Source organism: Streptomyces sp. NPDC053367 (assembly GCF_044545925.1).
In the GTDB taxonomy this organism is placed as follows: Bacteria; Actinomycetota; Actinomycetes; order Streptomycetales; family Streptomycetaceae; genus Streptomyces.
Genome location: NZ_JBITYN010000012.1, coordinates 128853 through 153953, shown reverse-complemented (window position 1 = coordinate 153953; position 25101 = coordinate 128853). Strand labels below are relative to the sequence as shown.

Sequence of the window (25101 nt, the reverse complement as noted above, 5' to 3'; positions counted from 1 at the left end):
CAATGGATCTCGTGCCCGCACTGGAAGAACCACTGAAGAAGGTGCTCGGCCCCGCCACCGCGAAGGTGATGGCCGAGCACCTCGGCCTGCACACCGTCGGCGACCTGCTGCACCACTACCCGCGCAGATACGAGGAGCGCGGGCAGCTCACGCACCTCGCCGACCTGCCGATGGACGAGCACGTCACGGTGGTCGCCCAGGTCGCCGACGCCCGGCTGCACGCGTTCGCCTCCGCGAAGGCGCCCCGCGGCAAGGGCCAGCGCCTGGAAGTGACGATCACCGACGGCAGCGGCCGGCTCCAACTGGTGTTCTTCGGCAACGGCGTGCACAAACCCCACAAGGAACTCCTGCCGGGCACCCGCGCGATGTTCGCCGGCAAGGTCTCCGTCTTCAACCGCCGCCTCCAACTCGCCCACCCCGCCTACGAACTCCTGCGCGGCGACGGCGAGGAGGCCGTCGAGACCTGGGCCGGCTCCCTCATCCCCATCTACCCCGCCACCGCCAAGCTGGAGTCCTGGAAGATCGGCAAGGCCGTCCAGACCGTCCTGCCCAGCGCGCAGGAGGCCGTCGACCCGCTCCCGGAGACCCTCCGCGCCGGCCGCGGCCTGGTCGCGCTCCCCGAGGCCCTGCTCAAGATCCACCGCCCGCACACCAAGGCGGACATCGAGGACGCCCGCTCCCGCCTCAAGTGGGACGAGGCCTTCGTCCTCCAGGTGGCCCTCGCCCGGCGCCGCCACGCCGACGCCCAACTCCCCGCGGTGGCCCGCAGACCGCGGCCGGACGGCCTGCTCACCGCCTTCGACGCCCGTCTGCCCTTCACCCTCACCGAGGGCCAGCAGAAGGTCTCGAAAGAGATCTTCGACGACCTGGCGACCGAGCACCCGATGCACCGGCTGCTCCAGGGGGAGGTCGGATCTGGCAAGACGATGGTGGCCCTGCGGGCCATGCTCGCCGTCGTCGACGCCGGCGGACAGGCGGCCATGCTCGCGCCCACCGAGGTGCTCGCCCAGCAGCACCACCGGTCCGTCGTGGAGATGATGGGCGAACTGGCCGAGGGCGGCATGCTGGGCGGGGCCGAGCAGGCCACCAAGGTGGTGCTGCTGACCGGGTCCATGGGGACGGCGGCGCGACGGCAGGCGCTGCTCGACCTGGTGACCGGTGAGGCCGGCATCGTGATCGGCACGCACGCGCTGATCGAGGACAAGGTGCAGTTCCACGACCTGGGCCTGGTCGTGGTCGACGAGCAGCACCGGTTCGGTGTGGAGCAGCGCGACGCACTGCGCGGCAAGGGCAAGCAGCCGCCGCATCTGCTCGTCATGACGGCCACGCCCATTCCCCGCACCGTCGCGATGACCGTCTTCGGCGACCTGGAGACCTCCGTCCTCGACCAGCTGCCGGCCGGCCGTTCGCCCATCGCCAGCCATGTCGTCCCGGCCGCCGACAAGCCGCACTTCCTGGCCCGCGCCTGGGAGCGGGTCCGCGAGGAGGTGGCGAACGGCCATCAGGCGTATGTGGTGTGCCCCCGCATCGGCGACGAGGAAGTGGACCCGAAGAAGAAGCCCGCCGCCGAGGACGCGGAGAAGCGGCCCCCGCTCGCCGTCCTCGACGTCGCCGGCCAACTGTTGAAGGGACCCCTGCAGGGCCTGCGGGTGGAGGTCCTGCACGGCAGGATGGCCCCCGACGACAAGGACGCCGTCATGCGCCGCTTCGCCGCGGGCGACACAGACGTCCTGGTGGCCACGACCGTCATCGAGGTCGGCGTGAACGTCCCGAACGCCACCGCCATGGTGATCATGGACGCCGACCGCTTCGGCGTCTCCCAGCTGCACCAGCTCCGCGGCCGCGTCGGACGGGGCTCCGCGCCGGGCCTGTGCCTGCTGGTCACCGAGATGCCCGAGGCGAGCCCGGCCCGCCAGCGGCTGAACGCCGTCGCCGCCACCCTCGACGGCTTCGAGCTGTCCCGCATCGACCTGGAACAGCGCCGCGAGGGCGACGTCCTCGGGCAGGCCCAGTCGGGGGCCCGCTCCTCCCTGCGGGTCCTCGCCGTGATCGAGGACGAGGAGATCATCGCCGAGGCGAGGGAGGAAGCGGCGGCGCTGGTCGCGAAGGACCCGGAGCTGACCGGCCTCCCCGGTCTGCGGACGGCCCTGGACGCCCTGCTGGACGAGGAGCGCGAGCAGTACCTGGAAAAGGGGTGAGGGGACGCACCGCGGGGGCGCGGGGCTGTAATCCGTATGCGGCTACCGCCGCATGGGCGCGACCAGCCACAATGAACGTGCACCCGCCCACGACCAAGGACCGAAGATGACCCGCGTGATCGCCGGCGCAGCCGGCGGACGTCGACTCTCCGTACCCCCCGGCACGGGAACCCGCCCCACCTCCGACCGCGCCCGCGAAGGTCTCTTCTCCACCTGGCAGTCGCTCCTGGGCGGCCCCCTGGACGGCGACCGCGTCCTCGACCTCTACGCCGGCTCGGGCGCGGTCGGCCTGGAGGCCCTCTCCAGGGGCGCGGGCCACACCCTGTTGGTCGAGGCCGACGCGAGAGCCGCCCGCGTCATCCGGGAGAACGTGAAGAACCTCGGCCTCCCCGGCGCCGAGGTACGCCACGGCAAGGCCGAGCAGATCATCAGGACGCCCCCCTCACAGCCGTACGACCTGGTCTTCCTGGACCCCCCATATGCGGTCACAGACGACGATCTTCGCGAGATCCTCCTCACACTCCGCTCGGAAGGCTGGCTCGATGAGCAAGCGCTCGTCACCGTGGAGCGCAGCACCAGAGGCGGCGAATTCCACTGGCCCGAGGGCTTCGAGCCGCTGAGGGCCCGTCGCTACGGCGAGGGAACGTTTTGGTACGGTCGCGCCGCCTCTACGTGCGAAGACGCACGATGACCGGACCGGAGAGCGAGGGATCTCAAGTGCGCCGCGCCGTCTGTCCCGGGTCGTTCGACCCGATCACCAACGGACACCTCGACATCATCTCCCGCGCCTCCCGCCTCTACGACGAGGTGTACGTCGCGGTGATGATCAACAAGTCCAAGAAGGGCCTGTTCGAGATCGACGAGCGGATCGACCTGATCCGCCGGGTCACCGCCGAGTACGGGAACGTCCGCGTCGAGGCCTTCCACGGCCTCCTCGTCGACTACTGCAAGGAGCGGGACATCCCCGCCATCGTCAAGGGCCTGCGTGCCGTCAGCGACTTCGACTACGAGCTGCAGATGGCCCAGATGAACAACGGCCTCTCCGGGGTGGAGACGCTGTTCGTGCCGACCAACCCCACCTACAGCTTCCTGTCCTCCTCGCTCGTCAAGGAGGTCGCGACCTGGGGCGGCGACGTCTCCCACCTGGTGCCGCCGATCGTCCTCGAGGCCCTCAACGAGCGCCTGCGAGACGCCTGATGGCAGACGGGGGACTACAGTCGTCCCGTCCGTCTCCATCACAGCTGTAGAGAGTGGCGAGCACACGGTGGACGTGCAGAAGAAGCTCGACGAGATCGTCGCCGCGGTCTCCAGTGCCCGGTCGATGCCCATGTCGGCCTCGTGCGTGGTCAACCGCGCCGAGCTGCTCGCGATGCTCGAAGAGGTACGGGCGGCCCTGCCCGACTCCCTCGCCCAGGCGCGGGAGCTGATCGGCGACCGCGAGCACATGGTCGAGCGGGCCCGCCAGGAGGCCGAGCGGATCATCGAGCAGGCACACGCCGAGCGCGGCTCCCTGATCTCCGACACCGAGGTGGCCCGCCGCTCCCAGGCCGAGGCCGACCGCATCCTCAGCGAGGCCCGCCAGGAGGCCGAGGAGATCCGCTCGGAGGCCGACGACTACGTCGACTCCAAGCTCGCCAACTTCGAGGTCGTCCTCACCAAGACCCTCGGCTCGGTCGGCCGCGGCCGCGAGAAGCTGCTGGGCACCGGCCCGGGCCTGGACGAGCAGGGCTACGAGGACGAGGACGCGCCCGAGCGCAGCCACGACCCGGAGACGCTGCGCCGCACCGCCGACCAGTACGTGGACGCCAAGCTCGGCGCCTTCGAGGCGGTCCTCGCCAAGACCCTGGACGCCGTCGGACGGGGCCGGCAGAAGCTGCACGGCCGGATCGCCACCGACGACCTCGGCGCCCTCGCCGACGACACCAGCACCCTGCAGCACTCCAGCGACGCCGACTACCTCGCCGACCTCGCGGCACTCGCCGAGCAGGACGCAGCCCCCGCCGAGCAGCCCCAGCGCCCGGAGTACGACCCCCAGCCGCAGCCGGCGTACGGCTATCAGCAGCAGGCCGACCCGTATGGCGGCTATCCGCAGCAGGACCCGTACGGCTACCAGCAGACGGCGCAGGCGGACCCGTACGCCTACCAGGGCTACGCGGCCCCCCAGCAGCCCGCCTACGAGCCTCAGCAGGCCCAGCTGCCCCACCAGTCGCACCACGAGCCGCAGCAGCCCCCGCAGGCGGGCTACGCGCTCGACGAGACCAGCCTCTTCGACACCGGCATGATCAGCGCCGAGCAGCTCAGGGCGTACGAGCAGGGCCGGGGCCAGTAGCCGACGACCCGGATTGGGCCGAGAGCGAAAGGTCCAGTATCCTGGCTCTTCGGTCGCGAGTACGTCCGTGATCAGCGCTGCCCCGGCACACCGAAGGGCCGCGTCCCTCTGAGCTAGAAGATCGAAAGCAGGAATGGCCTCCAACGCTCGCCTCGACCATCGCAACCCCCTCGTGTTCGACACGCACGAGCTGGGGCGGCGTCCAGGTGCGCTGCAGCGGCTCACCCGCACGATCGACGCTCCCAACGACCTCGGTATCGCGGGAGTCATCGGAGTGCCGGAAGGCGCCCCGGTGGAGCTCGACCTCCGCCTCGAGTCGGTCATGGAAGGGGTGCTTGTCACAGGCACCGCCCGTGCACAGGCCGAGGGGGAGTGCGTAAGGTGTCTGGAGTCGCTTCAGATGGATGTCGAAGCGGACTTCCAGGAGATGTTCTCGTACCCTGACGCCGACGATCGGGGCCGCTCCAAGGCGGAACCGACCGACGACGCCGAGGAAGACGAGGACAGGCTCTTCATCGAGGACGGCCTGTTCGACCTCGAACCCGTGCTGCGCGATGCGGTGGTGCTCGCACTGCCGATGCAGCCGGTGTGCCGGGAGGACTGTGCGGGACTGTGTTCCGAGTGCGGAACCAACCTGAACGACAGCCCGGACCACCACCACGACGCCGTCGACATCCGTTGGGCGGCATTGCAGGGATTCGCCGATTCAATCGAAGACGGCGATAAGGACGAGATGAGCGGCGGCGCGCCTCAGTCAGCACGCGCCGACGAGAAGCAGGAGAAGTAGCCGTGGCTGTTCCGAAGCGGAAGATGTCGCGCAGCAACACGCGCCACCGCCGGTCGCAGTGGAAGGCTGCGGTCCCCACCCTGGTTGCGTGCGAGCGCTGCCACGAGCCCAAGCAGCAGCACATCGCGTGCCCGTCTTGCGGCACCTACAACAAGCGCCAGGTCCTCGCGGTCTGAGCGGGCTGGTGAGAGGCACGGTGTCCACGCCGAAGAAGAACGCATCGGACAACACAGCCTCGTCCCACACGCTTCTGGAAGGGCGGCTCGGCTACAAGGTCGAGTCCGCCCTTCTGGTGCGAGCGCTGACCCATCGTTCCTACGCGTACGAGAACGGCGGTCTGCCGACGAACGAGCGGCTGGAGTTCCTCGGTGACTCCGTCCTCGGCCTCGTCGTCACCGACACGCTGTACCGCACCCACCCCGACCTGCCCGAAGGCCAGCTGGCCAAGCTGCGGGCCGCGGTGGTCAACTCGCGCGCACTGGCGGACGTGGGCCGCACGCTCGACCTCGGCTCCTTCATCCGGCTCGGCCGTGGTGAAGAGGGCACGGGGGGCCGGGACAAGGCGTCCATCCTCGCCGACACCCTTGAAGCGGTGATCGGCGCGGTCTATCTCGACCAGGGCCTGGAATCGGCGGCGGAGCTGGTGCACCGCCTGTTCGACCCGCTGATCGAGAAGTCCTCCAACCTCGGAGCCGGCCTGGACTGGAAGACGTCCCTCCAGGAGCTCACCGCGACCGAAGGTCTGGGCGTGCCCGAGTACCTGGTCACGGAGACCGGTCCGGACCACGAGAAGACCTTCACTGCTGCCGCCCGCGTCGGAGGCGTCTCGTACGGCACCGGCACCGGCCGCAGCAAGAAGGAGGCGGAGCAGCAGGCCGCCGAGTCCGCCTGGCGCGCCATCCGCGCCGACGCGGACGAGCGCGCCAAGCAGGCGGCCGACGCCGTCGAGGCGAACGCCGACGAGGCGTCCGCCTCCGCCTGACCGACACACCCGTACACCGAGCGCCCGCATCCCCTTCCAGGGTGCGGGCGTTCGCCTCTTTCCCGGGGGAGCCCCATGCCCGAGTTGCCCGAGGTCGAAGTCGTCCGGCGGGGCCTGGAGCGGTGGGTGTCCCACCGGGCCGTCGCCGAGGCGGAGGTGCTGCATCCGCGTGCGGTGCGCCGGCATGTGGCCGGCCCCGACGACTTCGCGCAGCGGCTGAAGGGGCATCGCATCGGGGTGCCGAGGCGGCGGGGCAAGTATCTGTGGCTGCCGCTGGAGGACACCGGGCAGGCGGTGCTCGCGCACCTCGGGATGAGCGGGCAGCTGCTCGTGCAGCCGCAGGAGGCGCCCGACGAGAAGCACCTGCGGATCCGGGTCCGCTTCGCCGACGGGCTCGGCACGGAACTCCGCTTCGTCGACCAACGCACCTTCGGCGGGCTGTCGTTGCACGACACCGGCGAGGACGGGCTGCCCGACGTCATCGCGCACATCGCCCGCGACCCCCTCGACCCGCTGTTCGACGAAGAGGCCTTCCACCAGGCTCTGCGGCGCAAGCGGACCACCATCAAACGCGCCCTGCTGGACCAGTCGTTGATCAGCGGCGTCGGCAACATCTATGCGGACGAGGCTCTTTGGCGCGCCCGCGTCCACTACGAACGCCCCACGGCCGGCTTCACCCGCCCGCGCACCCTCGAACTCCTGGGCCACGTAAGGGATGTGATGAACGCGGCCCTCGCCGTCGGCGGCACCAGCTTCGACAGCCTCTACGTCAACGTCAACGGGGAGTCGGGCTACTTCGACCGCTCGCTGGACGCGTACGGCCGTGAGGGTCTGCCGTGCAAGCGGTGCGGTACGCCGATGCGCAGGCGGCCGTGGATGAACCGGTCGAGCTACTTCTGCCCGAAGTGTCAGCGCGCGCCACGCGTGGTGTCGTAGCGCTCCCGGGCGGCCAGGACCTCGTCCATCCGGCCCTCCACGAAGTGGATCAGGCCCAGCAGCCGCTCGGCGACCTCGCGGCCGAGCGGCGTCAGTTCGTAGTCCACCCTCGGCGGGTTCGTCGGCTGGGCCTCGCGGTGCACCAGGCCGTCGCGCTCCAGCGCGTGCAGCGTCTGCGACAGCATCTTCTCGCTGACGCCGTCCACCCGGCGGCGCAGCTCGTTGAAGCGCAGCGAGCCCTCGTGCAGCGCGCCCAGGGTGAGTGCGCCCCAGCGTCCCGTGACATGCTCCAGCGTGCCGCGCGAGGGGCAGGCCCGGGCGAAGACGTCGTAGGGCAGGTTCTCGGGCGTGGTCGTCATATGTCGAGCGTACGACACTAACCGTCGGTTAGTGTGCCTGGTGCGGCAGCTGCATAAGCCGAAATCGCCAGCCGTTATGAGACGCGCTGTCCGCTATGCGACCCAACGCTTGACATGTCGCATATGCCACACAAACGTTGCCCGGGACATACGACAGCCGAAGATCGTGAAGGGCGGTCAAGATGCCGAGCAGACTGACAGCCAGGCGGCTGGGAGCTGTCTTCGCCGGAGTCGCCGCGGCGTTCGCACTGAGCCTCGGCGGCGCGAGCATCGCGGACGCCAAGATCCAGCCGGTCGACACCCAGTGCACCAACGGAGGCGGCCATCAGCCCGGCGGCCAGCAGCCGAGCTGTACGGGTGCGGGGCTCACCCAGGAGTCCGAGAACCAGAACCCGGCCGGCCACGCCCCGCCCGGGCAGAACTGACACCACGGGACGAGAGGAGGGGAGCACCCTCCACGGCAGCGGGTCGCAGCGGCCCGCTGCTCCCCGTTCCGGGTCCCGGTGCCCGGGGCCGTCTCAGTAGCCGAAGTCCTGCGTCCACCAGGGGCCGCCCTCGCCGTAGTGCACGCCGACGCCCAGGGTCTTGAAGTCGCAGTTGAGGATGTTGGCCCGGTGGCCGGGACTGTTCATCCAGGCGGCCATGACGGCAGCCGGGTCGGCCTGGCCGCGGGCTATGTTCTCGCCGCCGAGGTCGGTGATGCCGATCTTCTCCGCGCGGTCCCAGGGAGTGCGGCCGTCGGGGTCGGTGTGGTCGAAGAAGCCGCGCTCGGCCATGTCCACACTGAAGGCGCGGGCCAGCTGCGACAGGCCGCTGTTGGCGGCCAGCGGGGTGCAGCCGGCCTGCACGCGCTCGACGTTGACCAGCCGGAGCACCTCGGCCTCGGCCGCCGCCTCCGCGGACACCGTCGCCGGGGCGGTCGGCTCGACCTGGGCCTCGGTGGGCTTCTGGGACGGCGTCGCCTTCGGCTTCCGGGAGGGCGGGGCCGTCGGCTTCCGCGTCTGCTGCGTCCTCTCCTCGCGCGGCGTCCTGCTCGGCGTCGCGGACGCGGAGGCGGAGGCGGAGGCCGAAGCGGAGGCGGAGGCCGAGGCGGACGGGGTCGTGCTGGGGGAGGTCGAGCGTCGGCTGCCGTCACCGCTGCCGCCGCCGGCCGAGCCGGGGGCGCTGGGCGCCTCCTCGGTCGCGGCGCCGGACGTGCCGCCCTGCTGCGCCTCGATGTTGCCGGACGTCTCGGCGGACTGCACCTTGTCGGAGTCGCCGCCGCCGAGCCGGTAGGTGTCGCCGCCGGGCAGGACACCGGTCGCGACCGCCACCGCGCCGAGCGCGACCGCGGCGGAGACCCCGAGCAGACCGGTCTTCACCGGCGTCGCGGCCTTCCTGCGGCGGCGGTGGGTGCCGGCGGGATGCGTGGATCCGGCGCGGTGGCGCGAGCCGTCGTCGGGCCTGTACCCGCTGCCGCCCGGGCCGCCGGCAAGGGCGGAGGTGTCGAGGACGGCCGTGTCCGCGGCTGTGCCCTCGCCGCCCGCTCCCGGGTCGTCGGTCGCGAAGAGGTACGCGCTGCTCCTGGCGTACACCTCGGCATACGCCTCGGGGTTCAGATAGGGCGCGATGCCCGGCGCGGTGGGGGTTTTCCCGTACGAGTGCTGCGGGTCGCGGCCCCCCGCGACGGAACGCTCCGCCGGCGTGACCCCCGTGGTGCGGCCCTTGGCGGCGCGGCCGGCGGCGGAGCGTCGGTGGCGTCCCATGTTCTGGCCTTCCTCGTCCTTGCGATCCGTGCCGTCGACTCGTCCCCCACGGCCGACGCGACTCACCCGATCGAGTGAGTTTCATATGAGATGCATTGGGTGGGGACGGTACCGCATGGCGCAAGGGGAGGAAGTGTGCCGAGTGACATCGGCCGGTTAGGTTGCACCCATGAGCGAGGATGTACGACTGGTCGCCTGGGTGCGCGGACGCGTCCAAGGTGTGGGTTTCCGCTGGTTCACGCGGGCCAAGGCGCTGGAGATCGGCGGCCTGAGTGGCTTTGCTCTCAATTTGGACGACGGACGGGTCCAGGTCGTCGCCGAGGGGCCGCGCGCAGGCTGCGAGGGGCTCCTCGACTGGCTCCGGGGTGACGACACGCCCGGGCGCGTGGACGGTGTCACCGAGATCTGGGACACACCGCGCGGCGGCTACGACGGCTTCGCCATTCGCTGAACCCCGGCCGCGCACGGTCCCCGGCTGCGGCGCCGGGGCATTCCGGCACAGGCCGCCCGAAGGGGAAAGCTCCTGGTTGTTGCGGAGAACCCCTTGCCCTGGCAGGCTCCGCACGGAAAGATGATCGCCACGCCCCGAGGGCCCCGCAGGAGTCGCGTCGCCGCTGTTTTCCGGCCGCAGACCGCGGGTAGCCCCCCAATACGGGGCGTGATCGTGTTGACCGTCAAACTTTTTGGTGAGACGCTGAAAGCCCCGCGCACCTTAGCTGTTTGGCATGGAACAACGGCAGTGCAGCACTTGATCCTGCCAAGCACCGCGGGTGCGAAATCCCTCACGACCCAACCGCATCGGTCGGTCACTCAGTGTGGAGGACCATCCATCATGGCAAAGGCGCTTCTCGGTTACGTCGGCGGCTCCGACCCTCGACTCCTCGCCGAGATGCGACGGCTCCAGCAGCGTGTACAGGACCTGGAATCGGAGCTCGTACGGATCCAGGCTGAGAACGACGCGCTGACGGCTGCCGCTTCTCACCACGAGATCATGGAGAGCATCGACGCACACCAGGCGGAGCCTGCGCTCACCTGATCACTGCATCGCAGCACATCGACAAGCAGTGGTTGGGCTGCCCGTATCCAACCGCTCAGTTGTCAGAGTTTGCAAGGGACGCTTCGGCGTCCCTTCTTTCTTGCCCCGCCCTTTCCTTCCCCCGCGTTTTCTTTCCCCCGTGCATCCTTTCAGCCTCTTCAACGTCTGGTGTGCCCCCGGCGTTCACCGGCGAAACCGCGCGTTCATGGAGTGAGACAGGCACCGGAAGGTAGAGTCCGGCGGCGTGCACCTCAAGGCCCTGACCCTCCGGGGGTTCAAGTCGTTCGCCTCCGCGACCACGCTCCGGTTCGAACCGGGCATCACCTGCGTGGTCGGCCCGAACGGTTCGGGCAAGTCCAACGTCGTGGACGCCCTCAGCTGGGTCATGGGAGAGCAGGGCGCCAAGTCGCTGCGCGGCGGCAAGATGGAGGACGTCATCTTCGCCGGCACCACCGGCCGCCCGCCGCTCGGCCGGGCCGAGGTGTCGCTGACCATCGACAACTCCGACGGGGCGCTGCCCATCGAGTACGCCGAGGTCACCATCACGCGGATCATGTTCCGCAACGGCGGCAGCGAATACCAGATCAACGGCGACACCTGCCGCCTGCTCGACATCCAGGAACTCCTCTCCGACTCCGGCATCGGCCGCGAGATGCACGTCATCGTCGGCCAGGGTCAGCTCGACTCCGTCCTGCACGCCGACCCGATGGGCCGCCGGGCCTTCATCGAGGAGGCCGCCGGCGTCCTGAAGCACCGCAAGCGCAAGGAGAAGGCCCTGCGCAAGCTGGACGCGATGCAGGCCAACCTCGCGCGCGTGCAGGACCTCACGGACGAGCTGCGCCGCCAGCTCAAGCCGCTCGGCCGCCAGGCCGCCGTCGCCCGGCGCGCCGCCGTCATCCAGGCCGACCTGCGCGACGCCCGGCTGCGCCTCCTCGCCGACGATCTCGTACGGCTGCGGGAGGCGCTGCAGGCCGAGGTCGCCGACGAGGCCGCCCTGAAGGAGCGCAGGGAGGCCGCCGAGCAGGAGTTGAGGAAGGCACTGCGGCGCGAGGCGCTCCTGGAGGACGAGGTGCGCCGCCTCACCCCGCGCCTCCAGCGCGCCCAGCAGACCTGGTACGAGCTCTCCCAGCTCGCCGAGCGGGTGCGCGGCACGATCTCGCTGGCCGACGCCCGGGTCAAGAGCGCCACCTCCGCGCCCCCCGAGGAGCGGCGCGGCCGCGACCCCGAGGACATGGAGCGCGAGGCCGCCCGCGTCCGGGAACAGGAGGCCGAGCTGGAGGCCGCCCTGGAAGCGGCCCAGCGCGCCCTCGACGACACCGTCGCCCACCGCGCCGAACTGGAACGCGAGCTGGCCGTCGAGGAACGCCGCCTGAAGGACGCGGCACGCGCCATCGCCGACCGCCGCGAGGGCCTCGCCCGCCTCGCCGGCCAGGTCAGCGCCGCCCGCTCCCGCGCCGCCTCCGCCCAGGCCGAGATCGACCGTCTCGCCGCCGCCCGCGACGAGGCACAGGAACGTGCCGCCGCCGCCCAGGAGGAGTACGAGGCCCTCCAGGCAGAGGTCGACGGCCTCGACGCGGGCGACGCGGAGCTCTCCGAGCAGCACGAGCAGGCCAAGCGCCGGCTGGCCGAGGCGGAGTCGGCACTGTCCGCCGCCCGGGAGGCGGCCACCGCGGCGGAACGCGCGCGGGCGGCGACCGAGGCCCGCCGCGAGGCCCTGGCCCTGGGCCTGCGCCGGAAGGACGGCACGGGCGTACTGCTCGGCGCCCCGGACCGACTGACCGGCCTGCTGGGCCCGGCGGCCGAGCTGCTGACGATCACCCCGGGTTACGAGGTGCCACTGGCGGCCGCCCTGGGCGCGGCGGCGGACGCCGTCGCGGTGACGACCCCGGCCCAGGCGGCCGAGGCGATCCGCCTGCTGCGCAAGCAGGACGGAGGACGGGCGGCCCTGCTGCCGGCGTCCGCCGCGCCGCCCCACACAGAGGCCGGGAACTGCGCGGCCGGCCACGACGCACCCGCGGACGACGACGTGCCGGCTCCACCCGCGGCGAGCTTCGTCCGTGGCCCCGCCGACCTCATGCCCGCCGTACACCGACTTCTCCACGACGTCGTCGTCGTGGACACCCTGGACGACGCAGAAGAGCTGATCTACGCGCACCCCCAGCTCACCGCGGTCACCGCCGAGGGCGACCTTCTTGGCGCCCACTTCGCCCAGGGCGGCTCCGCGGGCGCGCCCAGCCTTCTGGAGGTCCAGGCCTCCGTCGACGAGGCCGCCGCCGAGCTGGAGGAGCTCCAGGTCCGTTGCGAGGCCCTGCGGCGACAACAGGAATCCGCCACTGAGCGACGTAGAGAAGCAAGCGCCCTCGTAGAGGAACTCGGCGAGCGCCGCCGTGCCGCCGACCGCGAGAAGTCGGCCGTGGCCCAGCAGCTCGGCCGGCTCGCCGGACAGGCCAGGGGCGCCGCCGGAGAGGCCGAGCGCAGCCGTGCGGCCGCCGCACGCGCCCAGGACGCCCTCGACAAGGCGCTCCAGGAGGTCGAGGAGCTCGCCGAGCGGCTGGCCGTCGCCGAGGAGATGCCGTTCGAGGAGGAGCCCGACACGTCGGTACGGGACCGTCTCGCCGCGGACGGCGCCAACGCGCGGCAGACCGAGATGGAGGCCCGCCTCCAGGTCCGTACGCACGAGGAGCGGGTCAAGGGGCTGGCCGGCCGGGCCGACTCCCTGGACCGGGCCGCCCGGGCGGAGCGCGAGGCACGCGCGCGTGCCGAGCGGCGGCAGGCCCGGCTGCGGCACGAGGCGGCCGTCGCGGGGGCGGTCGCCCAGGGCGCGCGCACCCTTCTGGCGCATGTCGAGGTCTCCCTCGGCCGCGCCGAGCGCGAGCGGGCCGCCGCCGAGGCCGCCAAGGCGCTGCGCGAGCAGGAGCTGACGGCGGCCCGCGCACAGGGCCGCGACCTGAAGGCCGAGCTGGACAAGCTGACGGACTCGGTGCACCGGGGCGAGGTGCTCGGCGCGGAGAAGCGGTTGCGGATCGAGCAGCTGGAGACCAGGGCGCTGGAGGAGCTGGGCGTGGAGCCGGCCGGGCTGGTCTCCGAGTACGGCCCGCATCAGCCGGTGCCGCCCTCCCCGCCCGCGGAGGGCGAGGTGCTGCCCGAGGACCCCGAGGACCCGCGCAACCAGCCGAGGCCGTTCGTCCGCGCGGAGCAGGAGAAGCGGCTGAAGGCGGCCGAGCGGGCGTACCAGCAGCTGGGGAAGGTGAACCCACTCGCGCTGGAGGAGTTCGCGGCGCTGGAGGAGCGGCACAAGTTCCTGAGCGAGCAGCTGGAGGATCTGAAGAAGACCCGCGCGGACCTGCTCCAGGTCGTGAGGGAGGTCGACGAGCGCGTCGAGCAGGTCTTCACCGAGGCGTACCGGGACACGGCCCGGGAGTTCGAGGGTGTCTTCAGCCGGCTGTTCCCGGGCGGTGAGGGCCGTCTGGTGCTGACCGACCCCGACAACATGCTGACCACCGGTGTGGACGTCGAGGCGCGCCCGCCGGGCAAGAAGGTCAAGCGGCTGAGCCTGCTGTCCGGCGGTGAGCGGTCGCTGACGGCCGTGGCCCTGCTGGTGTCGATCTTCAAGGCGCGGCCGAGCCCGTTCTATGTGATGGACGAGGTGGAGGCGGCCCTCGACGACACCAACCTCCAGCGGCTGATCCGGATCATGCAGGAGCTGCAGGAGGCCTCGCAGCTGATCGTGATCACCCACCAGAAGCGCACGATGGAGGTCGCCGACGCGCTGTACGGCGTCTCCATGCAGGGCGACGGGGTGTCGAAGGTCATCAGCCAGCGGCTGCGCTGAGGATCCCGTCTCCTGGCCCCTCTCCTGGCCCCATCTCCCACCGTTCTTCAAGAATTGAACACATCGCCCTCACGGGTGTGCGTAAAAGTCACAGTCGGCACCTCTTGACTTCGAAACTTGAACGCATAGTCTCAGCCACGTCGTTTTTACCTTCGGCAGCGCTGCCGATGGCCCGAGGAGTTGAACGTGACCAGCACAGCGCAGGCATCCAAGTCAGGAGCCGGGACGGCTCCCCCCGACCATCTCGGGCATGTCATCTTCATCGCGGCCGCCGCCGCGATGGGCGGTTTCCTGTTCGGCTACGACAGCTCCGTGATCAACGGCGCCGTCGAGGCCATCCGGGACCGCTACGACATCGGCTCGGCCGCGCTGGCCCAGGTCATCGCCATCGCGCTGATCGGCTGCGCGATCGGCGCCGCGACCGCGGGCCGCATCGCCGACCGCATCGGCCGCATCCGGGTCATGCAGATCGCCGCCGTGCTGTTCACCGTCAGCGCCGTCGGCTCCGCGCTGCCGTTCTCGCTGTGGGACTTCGCCTTCTGGCGGGTCGTCGGCGGCTTCGCCATCGGCATGGCCTCCGTCATCGGCCCCGCCTACATCGCCGAGGTCGCCCCGCCGGCCTACCGCGGCCGTCTCGGCTCCTTCCAGCAGGCCGCCATCGTCATCGGCATCGCGGTGTCGCAGCTGGTCAACTGGGGTCTGCTGAACGCCGCCGACGGCGACCAGCGCGGCAGCCTGTGGGGCCTCGAGGCCTGGCAGGTCATGCTCGGCGTCATGGTCGTCCCGGCCGTCCTCTACGGCCTGCTGTCCTTCGCCATCCCCGAGTCGCCCCGCTTCCTGCTCTCCGTCGGCAAGCGCGAGCGCGCCCGCGAGATCCTCGCCGAGGTGGAGGGCGACATCGACCTGGACGCCCGGGTCGCCGAGATCGAGCACGCCATGAGCAGCGAGCACCGGTCCTCCTTCAAGGACCTGCTCGGCGGCTCCTTCTTCTTCAAGCCGATCGTCTGGGTCGGTATCGGCCTGTCGGTCTTCCAGCAGTTCGTCGGCATCAACGTCGCGTTCTACTACTCCTCGACGCTGTGGCAGTCGGTCGGCGTCGACCCGACGGAGTCGTTCTTCTACTCCTTCACGACGTCGATCATCAACATCGTCGGCACCGTGATCGCCATGATCTTCGTCGACCGCGTCGGCCGCCGCCCGCTCGCCATCATCGGCTCGGTCGGCATGGTGATCGGCCTCGCCCTGGAGGCCTGGGCCTTCTCCTACGACCTCGTCGACGGCAAGCTCCCGGCCGCGCAGGGCTGGACCGCCCTGATCGCCGCGCACGTCTTCGTCCTCTTCTTCGCCCTGTCCTGGGGCGTGGTCGTCTGGGTCATGCTCGGCGAGATGTTCCCGAACAAGATCCGCGCCGCCGCGCTCGGTGTCGCCGCCTCCGCGCAGTGGATCGCCAACTGGGCCATCACCGCGAGCTTCCCGTCCCTGGCCGACTGGAACCTGTCCGCGACCTACGTGATCTACACGGTCTCGGCCGCGCTCTCCATCCCGTTCGTCCTGAAGTTCGTCAAGGAGACCAAGGGCAAGTCCCTGGAGGAGATGGGCTGACCCCCGGCTCGGGGAGAAGGGCCAAGTCCCCGCTGCCCCTCTCCTCGTAACCCCCGCCGCTCCCGGCCCTGGCCACCGCCAGGACCGGGAGCGGCGGTGTGCGTGCCCAGCCGTCCTCACCTCACCAGACGAGGACGCCACCGCCGATCTCCAGGGCCTTGCGGGCGCTGTCCTCGATGATCCGCAGCCGCAGCTCCAGCTGGTCGCGGCGTTCCCCGGCCGAGCGCGGACGCTCGGTCGTCCCGGCGATCACCTCGAGATGGGCGCGCAGGACGGCTACCTCGCGCAGCAACTCCGGCACCTGGGCTGCCTCCACCACCAGGTCCTCCTCCGCCGGCACGGGGAGGAGGCGGGCCCCCAGCGAGCGCACGGCTTCCGAGCCCCACACCGTCCTGCGCCAGGACTCGAAACCGCCGGACCGGTACACGTCGTCGGGCACGTCGAGGATGCGCATACTTCCGTCCGGCTCCCGGACGAACGCTTCCACCAGCAGGCTCATGCGCCCAGTGGATCAGTGACCGGAGGCCCGCGGCACCGATAAAGGACAGGTGCGGCAGCGGGGTCCCGGCGACGGGCCCGTCCCGGAGCCGGGCCCTGCCGGCGCAGTCCGCGCCTGGGCAGTCGTCCGCCACGCCGTGGTGCTCTCCGTCCGCTCGGTGGTGATCGCGGGGCCGTGGGCGTACGCCGTCATCTCCCAGTGCGGCCCGGCGGCGGGCGGCGGAGGGGGCGGGGGTGGCGCACCGTCCGCCCAGGTCGAGGCGTACGGCCGGGACGGGCCGTGGTGCCCCTCGGCGGGCGGGCGGCCCGGACGGCGGAACCGCAGCTGACGGTGTTTCAGGTGGCCTGGGGTCCGCACGCCCGCCCATTGGAGGAACGTCCGAGCGGCTCCGGAGCGGACCCATGGCCGATACTGGACGGGTTATGGACATCCTCATCCTTGCTGTAGTCATCGCCGTGGTCGTGCTCGGCGCGCTCGGCGGGCTCGTCGTCGGCAGCCGGCGGAAGAAGTCGCTGCCCCCGCCGCCCCCCGCAGCCCCCGACATCACCGCCCCTCCGGCCGAGCCGCACGTCGGCGACGAGGCCGAGACGCCGCGGGAGGAACCGCGCCGCACCATCGAGGAGGTGGACCTCCCGGCCGGCGCCACCGCCGTCGAGGAACCTCCCGTCGTCGAAGAGCTCCCGCCGACCGAGATCGAGGTCCCGGAGCCCACCGCGGGGCGCCTGGTGCGCCTGCGCGCCCGTCTGTCCCGCTCCCAGAACGCCCTCGGCAAGGGGCTGCTCACGCTGCTGTCGCGCGAGCACCTCGACGAGGACACCTGGGAGGAGATCGAGGACACGCTGCTCACCGCCGACGTCGGCGTGCAGCCCACCCAGGAGCTGGTCGAGCAGCTGCGCGAGCGTGTGAAGGTGCTCGGCACCCGCACGCCCGAGGAGCTGCGCGCCCTGCTGCGCGAGGAACTGCTGAAGCTGGTCGGCACCGATGTCGACCGCACCGTGAAGACCGAGCCGGAGGACCGCAAGCCCGGCATCGTGATGGTCGTCGGCGTCAACGGCACCGGCAAGACCACCACCACCGGCAAGCTCGCCCGCGTCCTCGTCGCCGACGGACGCTCGGTCGTGCTCGGCGCCGCCGACACCTTCCGGGCCGCCGCCGCCGACCAGCTCCAGACCTGGGGCGAGCGCGTCGGCGCCTACACCGTGCGCGGGCCCGAGGCGGGCGACCCCGCCTCCGTCGCCTTCGACGCGGTCAAGGAGGGCAAGGAGATGGGGGTCGACGTGGTCCTCATCGACACCGCCGGCCGCCTCCACACCAAGACCGGCCTCATGGACGAGCTCGGCAAGGTCAAGCGCGTCGTCGAGAAGCACGCCCCGCTCGACGAGGTGCTGCTGGTGCTGGACGCCACCACCGGGCAGAACGGTCTGGTGCAGGCCCGTGTCTTCGCCGAGGTCGTCGACATCACCGGCATCGTCCTCACCAAGCTCGACGGCACCGCCAAGGGCGGCATCGTCGTGGCCGTACAGCGCGAGCTGGGCGTGCCGGTCAAGCTCATCGGGCTCGGCGAGGGGCCGGACGACCTGGCGCCGTTCGAGCCGGAGGCGTTCGTGGACGCGCTCATCGGGGAGTGAGCCCCCGGGAGCAGAAAAGAAGGGCCCCGTCGCACGGTGCAGATGCGGCAGGGCCCTTCGCCATGGTCACCGCCCGTCAGGGCTACGCCCGAGACCGGTGCGCCACGTAGGCCAGCGTCCCCAGCAGCAGCCGCGCCTGCGGCGGACGCGTCGCCGAGTCCAGGTCGGGCGCGCGCAGCCAGCGGACCGGGCCGAGGCCGCCCCGGTCGGAGGGCGGCGCGGTGATGTACTCGCCGGCCCCCAGGGCGCGCAGCTCCAGGCCCGGGTCGTCCCAGCCCATCCGGTAGAGCAGCGCGGGCAGCTCGGCGGCGGCACCGGGCGCGACCAGGAAGTGGGCGCGGCCGTCGGGCGTCGCGGTGACCGGGCCCAGCGGCAGGCCCATGCGCTCCAGCCGCGCCAGGGCCCGGCGCCCCGCCGCCTCGCCCACCTCGATGACGTCGAACGCCCGGCCCACCGGAAGCATGACCGCCGCACCCGGGAACTCCGCCCACGCCCCGGTCGCCTCGTCCAGCGTGGCCCCGGCCGGAACCTCGGGGGCGAAGTCCAGCGGGTGCGCGCCGGGGGAGGGACAGTCGGCGCGGCCGCAGGAGCACACACCCGCCGCGGCCCGTGCCCCCGGGACGACGTCCCAGCCCCAGAGTCCGGTGTACTCGGCCACGGCGGTGCACTCCGACGTGCGTCCGCGGCGACGCGAGCCGGACCGGATGTCGCGGATGCCCCGACTGCTGCCGATCGTGAAGCCCATGCCCCCTCCAACGGGTCCGACGCACCGGTGGTTACGAGACCGCCGGACACTCATGAGCCGTGGTGCAAATGGCGCCTTCAAGTGCACCGGGTGGTGCGCCCGGCAGCGCGCGCCCCTGTGTGCATCGCTCCGCCCACTCCCGGCTGTCCTATGTCAAGTGAATCGTGTGAAGGCCACCGTGAGTTCATTCGAAGGGGTGGCGAATGGTGGCGATTCCGCAATCGCCATGGCTGGGCGGGTGATCGTAGGATTACTTTGAGTACACGAGCCCTTCGGCACATGCACTCGTGGGTATGCCGGAGGCAACTCGCTTTCCCGTTCCAAGGGTGAGAACTTGCGGACGGGAAGCCCGAACCAAGGGCATTCTGATAAGGCTTGACGCAAAGCGGCGGCAAGCGGTCTTCAGGGATGGGGGCGTTCCAGTGGGCGGCAACGGCGGAAGCGGCGCAAGCGGCGGACACGCTGACAAGCGCCCCAACGAGCTGCTCGGTTCGTGGTTCGTGCGAAGCGGCTGGTCGAAGGGCGAGCTGGCCCGCCAAGTGAACCGCCGCGCCCGCCAGTTGGGCGCCAACCACGTCTCCACCGACACCTCCCGCGTACGCCGCTGGCTCGACGGCGAGAACCCCCGCGAGCCGATCCCGCGCATTCTGTCCGAGCTGTTCTCCGAGCGGTTCGGCTGTGTCGTCTCCGTCGAGGACCTCGGCCTGCGCGCGGCCCGTCCCTCACCCTCCGCGGTCGGCGTCGACCTGCCCTGGACCGGCCCGCAGACGGTCGCGCTGCTCAGCGAGTTCTCCCGCAGCGACCTGATGCTGGCCCGGCGCGGCTTCCTCGGCACCTCGCTGGCCCTGTCCGCGGGCCCCGCCCTCATCGAGCCCATGCAGCGCTGGCTGGTCCCCGTCGCGCAGGCCGCCGCACAGCAGGCCGAGCCGTCGACACCCGCCGCCCGCGCGCGTGGTGAGCTGTCCCGGCCCGAGCTGGACCTGCTGGAGTCCACCACCGTGATGTTCCGGCAGTGGGACGCCCAGTGCGGCGGGGGCCTGCGCCGCAAGGCGGTCGTCGGCCAGCTGCACGAGGTCACCGACCTGCTCCAGGAGGCGCAGCCCGAGGCGACGACCCGCCGGCTGTTCAAGGTCGCCGCCGAACTCGCCGAACTGGCGGGCTGGATGTCGTACGACATCGGTCTGCAGCCCACCGCCCAGAAGTACTTCGTCCTCGCGCTGCACGCCGCCAAGGAGGCCGGCGACCGGCCGCTCGGCTCGTACATCCTGTCCAGCATGAGCCGCCAGATGATCCACCTCGGGCGGCCCGAGGACGCGCTGGAGCTGATCCACCTCGCGCAGTACGGCAGCCGGGACTGCGCCGGCCCGCGCACCCAGGCGATGCTGTATGCGATGGAGGCCCGCGCGTACGCCAACATGGGCCAGCCCGGCAAGACCAAGCGGGCCGTGCGGATGGCCGAGGACACCTTCGCCGAGGCCGACGAGTGGGACGACCCGGACCCCGACTGGATCCGCTTCTTCTCCGAGGCCGAACTGCACGGCGAGAACAGCCACTCCTTCCGCGACCTCGCCTATGTCGCCGGCCGCAGCCCCGCCTACGCCTCCCTCGCCGAGCCGCTGATGCAGCGGGCCGTGGACCTGTTCGCCAAGGACGGCGAGCACCAGCGGTCGTACGCGCTCAACCTCATCGGCATGGCCACCGTGCACCTGCTCCAGCGTGAGCCGGAACAGGCCACCGTGCTGGCCGCGCAGGCCATGCAGGTGGCCAAGAAGGTGCGTTCCGAGCGGGTGAACACCCGTATCCGAAAGACCGTCGACACCGCCGTACGCGACTTCGGTGACCTCGCCGAGGTCGTCGACCTCACCGACCGGCTCGCGATCGAGCTGCCGGAGACCGCGGAAGCGGTCTGAACCGCACAGAACCCGCTGGGCAACCCCAGAACCCCGGCCGCGGCCGGCCCTCCCGAACTGCCCGACTCGGCTCCCCCATGCCAGTCATTCGGAAGGCCGACCGCGGCCGGTTCACGTCCTCCCGGAGAAGGTTGCGCCACGATAACGATCGCGCGCGCCGAGATCTGCCGATTCACCGACGCGTAACACGCACGGCGCCTTCGTCACCGCCGCGAAACAACGAGGGGCTTCCACCGAAACCGCGCTGCGCCAATCTCATGGCGCATAACCGGCCCACCCCTCAATCCGCTCAGGCTTCGCCCGCACGGGGCCGTACCAACGACGAGGAGACGCCGATGGCACCAGCCATCACGCTTGCCGCAGAGACGGAGCTCTCTGCCGCCAACACAGGTTTCATGCTCATCTGCTCCGCTCTGGTGATGCTCATGACGCCGGCGCTGGCCTTCTTCTACGGAGGCATGGTCCGCGTCAAGAGCACCCTGAACATGCTGATGATGAGCTTCATCAGCCTCGGGATCGTCACCATCCTGTGGGTGCTCTACGGCTTCTCCCTCGCCTTCGGCGACGACTCCGGCAGCCTCATCGGCTGGAACGCCGACTGGGTCGGCCTCAGCGGCGTCGACAAGAACGAGCTGTGGGGTTCGTACAACATCCCGCTGCTCGTGTTCATGGTCTTCCAGCTGATGTTCGCGATCATCACCCCCGCCCTGATAAGCGGTGCGCTCGCCGACCGCGTGAAGTTCACCGCGTGGGCGCTGTTCATCACGCTGTGGGCGACCGTCGTCTACTTCCCCGTCGCCCACTGGGTGTGGGGCGAGGGCGGCTGGGCCTTCGACATGGGCGTGATCGACTTCGCGGGCGGTACGGCGGTCCACATCAACGCGGGTGCCGCGGCGCTCGGCGTGATCCTGGTCATCGGCAAGCGCGTCGGCTTCAAGAAGGACCCGATGCGCCCGCACAGCCTCCCCCTGGTGATGCTCGGCGCGGGTCTGCTGTGGTTCGGCTGGTTCGGCTTCAACGCCGGTTCCTGGCTCGGCAACGACGACGGCACCGGCTCCCTGATGTTCGTCAACACCCAGGTCGCCACCGCCGCCGCCATGCTCGCCTGGCTCGCCTACGAGAAGATCCGCCACGGCGCGTTCACCACGCTGGGCGCCGCCTCCGGCGCGGTCGCGGGCCTCGTCGCCATCACCCCGTCCGGAGGCGCGGTCTCCCCGGTCGGCGCGATCGCCGTCGGCGCCGTCGCCGGTCTGCTGTGCGCCATGGCCGTCGGCCTGAAGTACAGGCTCGGCTACGACGACTCGCTCGACGTCGTCGGCGTCCACCTGGTCGGCGGTGTCGTCGGCTCCCTGCTCGTCGGCCTCTTCGCCAGCGGCAAGGGCCAGTCCGAGGTGGAGGGCCTGTTCTACGGCGGCGGCCTGGAGCAGTTCTGGAAGCAGTGCGCGGGTGTCTTCGCCGTCCTCGCCTACTCGCTGGTCGTCTCCGCGATCCTCGCCTTCGTCCTGGACAAGACCATCGGCATGCGGGTCTCCGAGGACGACGAGGTCACCGGCATCGACCAGGCCGAGCACGCCGAGACCGCATACGACTTCAGCGGCGCCGGTGGCGGTGCCGCCCGGACCGCCGTGCCGGCCCCCGTCGCCGAGACCGCCGCGAGCAAGAAGGTGGACGCATGAAGCTCATCACCGCCGTCGTCAAGCCCCACCGGCTCGACGAGATCAAGGAAGCCCTCCAGGCCTTCGGGGTGCACGGCCTGACCGTCACCGAGGCCAGCGGCTACGGCCGCCAGCGCGGCCACACTGAGGTCTACCGGGGCGCCGAGTACACCGTCGACCTCGTCCCCAAGATCCGCATCGAGGTGCTGGCCGAGGACGACGACGCCGAGCAGCTGATCGAGGTCGTCGTGAAGGCCGCCCGGACCGGCAAGATCGGTGACGGCAAGGTCTGGTCGATCCCCGTCGACACGGCCGTACGGGTCAGGACCGGCGAGCGCGGTCCCGACGCGCTCTGACACTTCCAGAACAGGAGTCGCCGGGTGACGAACACGGGCATCCGTACAGAAGAAGAAGGTTCGGGACCCAGCGGCTACGCGGCGGCCCGGCTGCGCCTCCTCACCGAGGGGGCGCGGTCCGGGCCGCCGCGCCGTGCCGCCCTGGCCGAGCTGACCGACGAGTGGCTGGCCGGCCTGTTCGCCGCCGGCGCCAAGGACCAGCGGGGCGTCTCCCTGGTCGCCGTCGGCGGATACGGCCGCGGCGAGCTGTCCCCGCGCAGCGACCTCGACCTGCTCCTGCTGCACGACGGCTCCGACACCGACGCGGTCGCGGCCCTCGCCGACCGGCTCTGGTACCCGGTGTGGGACCTCGGCCTCGCCCTCGACCACTCCGTGCGCACCCCCGCCGAGGCACGCCGGACCGCCGGGGAGGACCTCAAGGTCCAGCTCGGCCTCCTCGACGCCCGCCATATCGCCGGAGACCTCGGGCTGACCGCCTCGCTGCGCACCACCGTCCTCGCCGACTGGCGCAACCAGGCACCCAAACGCCTCCCCGAACTCCAGGAGCTGTGCGCCGAACGCGCCGAACGCCAGGGCGAGCTGCAGTACCTGCTGGAGCCGGACCTGAAGGAGGCCCGCGGCGGGCTGCGCGACGCCACCGCCCTGCGCGCGGTCGCCGCCTCCTGGCTCGCCGACGCCCCGCGCGAAGGACTCGCCGAGGCCAGGCGCCGCCTCCTCGACGTCCGCGACGCCCTCCACCTGGCCACCGGCCGCGCCACCGACCGGCTCTCCCTCCAGGAGCAGGACCAGGTCGCCGCCGAACTGGGCCTCCTGGACGCCGACACCCTGCTGCGCCAGGTCTACGAGGCCGCCCGGGTGATCTCGTACGCCAGCGACGTCACCTGGCGCGAGGTCGGCCGTGTGCTGCGCTCCCGAGCCGTACGGCCCCGGCTGCGCGCCATGCTGGGCGGCGGCAAGCCCGTCCCCGAGAGGTCGCCGCTCGCCGAGGGCGTCGTCGAGCAGGACGGCGAGGTGGTGCTGGCCCGCGCCGCACGCCCCGACCGCGACCCCGTGCTCCCGCTGCGCGCCGCTGCCGCAGCCGCACAGGCCGGCCTTCCGCTGTCCCTGCACGCCGTACGCCGTATGGCCGCCGGGGTACGGCCCCTTCCGGCGCCCTGGCCCGCCGAGGCCCGCGAGCAGCTGGTCACCCTGCTCGGCTCCGGCCGCCCCACCGTCGAGGTGTGGGAGGCCCTGGAGGCGGAGGGGCTGATCAGCAGCCTCCTGCCGGACTGGGAGCGGGTGCGGTGCCGGCCGCAGCGCAACGCCGTGCACGTGTGGACCGTCGACCGCCACCTCATCGAGACCGCCGTCCGCGCCTCCGAGTTCACCCGCCGGGTGTCCCGCCCCGACCTGCTGCTGGTCGGCGCGCTGCTGCACGACATCGGCAAGGGCTGGCCGGGCGACCACTCGGTGGCCGGCGAGATCATCACCCGCGACGTGGCCGCCCGCATCGGCTTCGACCGCGCGGACGTGGCGGTCCTGGCGACCCTCGTACGCCATCACCTGCTGCTCATCGAGACCGCCACCCGGCGCGACCTGGAGGACCCGGCGACCGTACGGGCCGTCGCCGACGCGGTCGGCTCGCAGAGCACGCTGGAGCTGCTGCACGCCCTCACCGAGGCGGACGCGCTGGCCACCGGCCCGGCCGCCTGGTCGTCCTGGCGCGGCTCACTGGTCGCCGACCTGGTCAAACGGGTCGCCGCCGTGCTCGCGGGGGACGCCGCCGAGGAGCCCGAGACGGCCGCGCCGACCGCCGAACAGGAGCGGCTCGCCCTGGAAGCCTTCCGCACGGCAGGGCCCGTGCTCGCGCTGCGCGCACAGGCCGAGCCGCCCGCCGAGGAGCCCACCGGAGCACCCGAGCCGCTCGGCGTGGAGCTGCTGATCGCCGTACCCGACCAGCGGGGTGTGCTGCCCGCCGCCGCGGGAGTGCTGGCCATGCACCGCCTGACCGTCCGCACGGCCGAGCTGCGCGCCCTGGACCTGCCCGACGGCGTCGACGGCTCGGTCCTGCTGCTGAACTGGCGCGTCGCCGCCGAGTACGGCTCCCTGCCGCAGGCCGCCCGGCTGCGCGCCGACCTCGTGCGCGCGCTGGACGGCTCGCTGGACGTGGCGGGACGCCTGGCGGAGCGGGACGCGGCCTATCCCAGGCGCCGGGGCGTCGTCGCCCCGCCGCCCCGCGTGACGGTCGCCCCCGCCGCCTCCCACTCCGCCACGGTGATCGAGGTCCGCGCCCAGGACGCGCCCGGCCTGCTGTTCCGCATCGGACGGGCGCTGGAGGACGCGGGGGTGCGGGTGCGCAGCGCCCATGCCTCGACCCTGGGCGCGAACGCCGTCGACGCCTTCTACGTCACCGGCCCGGACGGGGCACCCCTGCCGGGGGAGGAGGCGGCGTCGGTGGCGCGGAAGCTGGAGGAGATGCTCCGGGGCTGACCGGGGGGCTCCGGCGACCTGTGCCGCCGGGAT

At 71.6% G+C, this 25101-nt stretch carries 22 protein-coding genes; 18 read left to right on the top strand and 4 right to left on the bottom strand.

Annotated elements, in window-relative coordinates; genetic code table 11:
* Positions 1-2 precede the first annotated feature (2 nt).
* The 8 genes from recG (at position 3) to mutM (ending at position 7232) form a co-directional block, all read left to right on the top strand.
* Complete coding sequence (recG, locus tag ACIGXJ_RS30850) at positions 3-2198, top strand: ATP-dependent DNA helicase RecG (RefSeq protein WP_399652276.1); 2196 nt, start codon at positions 3-5, stop codon at positions 2196-2198.
* 106 nt (positions 2199-2304) lie between these two features.
* Positions 2305-2889: a 16S rRNA (guanine(966)-N(2))-methyltransferase RsmD gene (gene rsmD / locus ACIGXJ_RS30845; protein WP_399652273.1), complete on the top strand. Its 585-nt coding sequence runs from the start codon at positions 2305-2307 to the stop codon at positions 2887-2889.
* A 26-nt stretch (positions 2890-2915) separates the two neighbouring features.
* On the top strand, positions 2916-3395 hold the full coding sequence (coaD, locus tag ACIGXJ_RS30840) for a pantetheine-phosphate adenylyltransferase (protein ID WP_399652614.1): 480 nt from the start codon (positions 2916-2918) through the stop codon (positions 3393-3395).
* Between the two features lie 67 nt (positions 3396-3462).
* Positions 3463-4527: a cell division initiation protein gene (locus ACIGXJ_RS30835; protein WP_399652270.1), complete on the top strand. Its 1065-nt coding sequence runs from the start codon at positions 3463-3465 to the stop codon at positions 4525-4527.
* Between the two features lie 133 nt (positions 4528-4660).
* Entirely contained in the window at positions 4661-5314 is a 654-nt protein-coding gene (locus tag ACIGXJ_RS30830) for a YceD family protein (RefSeq protein ID WP_399652268.1), read from the top strand.
* A 2-nt stretch (positions 5315-5316) separates the two neighbouring features.
* The gene (rpmF, locus tag ACIGXJ_RS30825; protein WP_099201005.1) at positions 5317-5490 is read left to right on the top strand and encodes a 50S ribosomal protein L32; all 174 of its coding nucleotides are present in this window, start codon (positions 5317-5319) and stop codon (positions 5488-5490) included.
* 8 nt (positions 5491-5498) lie between these two features.
* A complete protein-coding gene (rnc, locus tag ACIGXJ_RS30820) occupies positions 5499-6296 on the top strand; it encodes a ribonuclease III (RefSeq protein WP_399652265.1) in 798 nt (265 codons plus the stop codon).
* Between the two features lie 75 nt (positions 6297-6371).
* Entirely contained in the window at positions 6372-7232 is an 861-nt protein-coding gene (mutM, locus tag ACIGXJ_RS30815) for a bifunctional DNA-formamidopyrimidine glycosylase/DNA-(apurinic or apyrimidinic site) lyase (RefSeq protein WP_399652262.1), read from the top strand.
* Here the strand turns inward: mutM and ACIGXJ_RS30810 are convergent.
* Positions 7205-7591 carry a winged helix-turn-helix transcriptional regulator gene (locus tag ACIGXJ_RS30810; protein WP_399652259.1) on the bottom strand — a complete coding sequence of 129 codons (387 nt, stop codon included), beginning with the start codon at positions 7589-7591 and terminating at the stop codon, positions 7205-7207. The genes mutM and ACIGXJ_RS30810 overlap by 28 nt on opposite strands.
* 182 nt (positions 7592-7773) lie before the next feature.
* Between ACIGXJ_RS30810 and ACIGXJ_RS30805 the strand changes: the two genes are divergently transcribed.
* Entirely contained in the window at positions 7774-8016 is a 243-nt protein-coding gene (locus tag ACIGXJ_RS30805) for a hypothetical protein (protein ID WP_399652257.1), read from the top strand.
* 93 nt (positions 8017-8109) lie between these two features.
* Here ACIGXJ_RS30805 and ACIGXJ_RS30800 read toward each other — a convergent pair whose 3' ends face one another.
* Positions 8110-9336: a CAP domain-containing protein gene (locus ACIGXJ_RS30800; RefSeq protein ID WP_399652254.1), complete on the bottom strand. Its 1227-nt coding sequence runs from the start codon at positions 9334-9336 to the stop codon at positions 8110-8112.
* 169 nt (positions 9337-9505) lie between these two features.
* On the opposite strand from ACIGXJ_RS30800, the gene ACIGXJ_RS30795 reads away from it, so the two are divergent.
* From ACIGXJ_RS30795 to ACIGXJ_RS30780, 4 genes are all read left to right on the top strand, one after another.
* On the top strand, positions 9506-9787 hold the full coding sequence (locus ACIGXJ_RS30795) for an acylphosphatase (protein ID WP_399652252.1): 282 nt from the start codon (positions 9506-9508) through the stop codon (positions 9785-9787).
* Positions 9788-10168: 381 nt separating this feature from the next.
* Entirely contained in the window at positions 10169-10372 is a 204-nt protein-coding gene (locus ACIGXJ_RS30790) for a hypothetical protein (protein ID WP_351837238.1), read from the top strand.
* A 244-nt stretch (positions 10373-10616) separates the two neighbouring features.
* The gene (gene smc / locus ACIGXJ_RS30785) at positions 10617-14204 is read left to right on the top strand and encodes a chromosome segregation protein SMC (RefSeq protein ID WP_399652249.1); all 3588 of its coding nucleotides are present in this window, start codon (positions 10617-10619) and stop codon (positions 14202-14204) included.
* A 186-nt stretch (positions 14205-14390) separates the two neighbouring features.
* Positions 14391-15806, top strand: coding sequence for a sugar porter family MFS transporter (locus ACIGXJ_RS30780; protein WP_399652246.1), 1416 nt, complete (start codon positions 14391-14393; stop codon positions 15804-15806).
* Between the two features lie 121 nt (positions 15807-15927).
* Here the strand turns inward: ACIGXJ_RS30780 and ACIGXJ_RS30775 are convergent, their stop codons facing one another.
* Positions 15928-16305 carry a hypothetical protein gene (locus ACIGXJ_RS30775; protein WP_399652244.1) on the bottom strand — a complete coding sequence of 126 codons (378 nt, stop codon included), beginning with the start codon at positions 16303-16305 and terminating at the stop codon, positions 15928-15930.
* Positions 16306-16727: 422 nt separating this feature from the next.
* Between ACIGXJ_RS30775 and ftsY the strand changes: the two genes are divergently transcribed.
* Positions 16728-17933 (top strand): signal recognition particle-docking protein FtsY, encoded by a 1206-nt coding sequence (ftsY, locus tag ACIGXJ_RS30770; protein WP_399652241.1) that lies wholly within the window; start codon positions 16728-16730, stop codon positions 17931-17933.
* An 82-nt stretch (positions 17934-18015) separates the two neighbouring features.
* Here ftsY and ACIGXJ_RS30765 read toward each other — a convergent pair whose 3' ends face one another.
* On the bottom strand, positions 18016-18678 hold the full coding sequence (locus ACIGXJ_RS30765) for a bifunctional DNA primase/polymerase (protein ID WP_399652238.1): 663 nt from the start codon (positions 18676-18678) through the stop codon (positions 18016-18018).
* Positions 18679-19100: 422 nt separating this feature from the next.
* Here ACIGXJ_RS30765 and ACIGXJ_RS30760 point away from each other — a divergent pair, with 422 nt between their 5' ends.
* From ACIGXJ_RS30760 to ACIGXJ_RS30745, 4 genes are all read left to right on the top strand, one after another.
* Positions 19101-20588, top strand: a complete 1488-nt coding sequence (locus tag ACIGXJ_RS30760) for a hypothetical protein (RefSeq protein WP_399652236.1) — start codon at positions 19101-19103, stop codon at positions 20586-20588.
* Positions 20589-20923: 335 nt separating this feature from the next.
* Complete coding sequence (locus tag ACIGXJ_RS30755) at positions 20924-22264, top strand: ammonium transporter (protein WP_399652234.1); 1341 nt, start codon at positions 20924-20926, stop codon at positions 22262-22264.
* Positions 22261-22599, top strand: coding sequence for a P-II family nitrogen regulator (locus ACIGXJ_RS30750; RefSeq protein WP_028802442.1), 339 nt, complete (start codon positions 22261-22263; stop codon positions 22597-22599). The genes ACIGXJ_RS30755 and ACIGXJ_RS30750 overlap by 4 nt, the downstream gene beginning before the upstream one ends.
* Positions 22600-22623: 24 nt before the next feature.
* Entirely contained in the window at positions 22624-25068 is a 2445-nt protein-coding gene (locus ACIGXJ_RS30745; RefSeq protein WP_399652229.1) for a [protein-PII] uridylyltransferase, read from the top strand.
* The last annotated feature ends 33 nt before the right edge of the window (positions 25069-25101 follow it).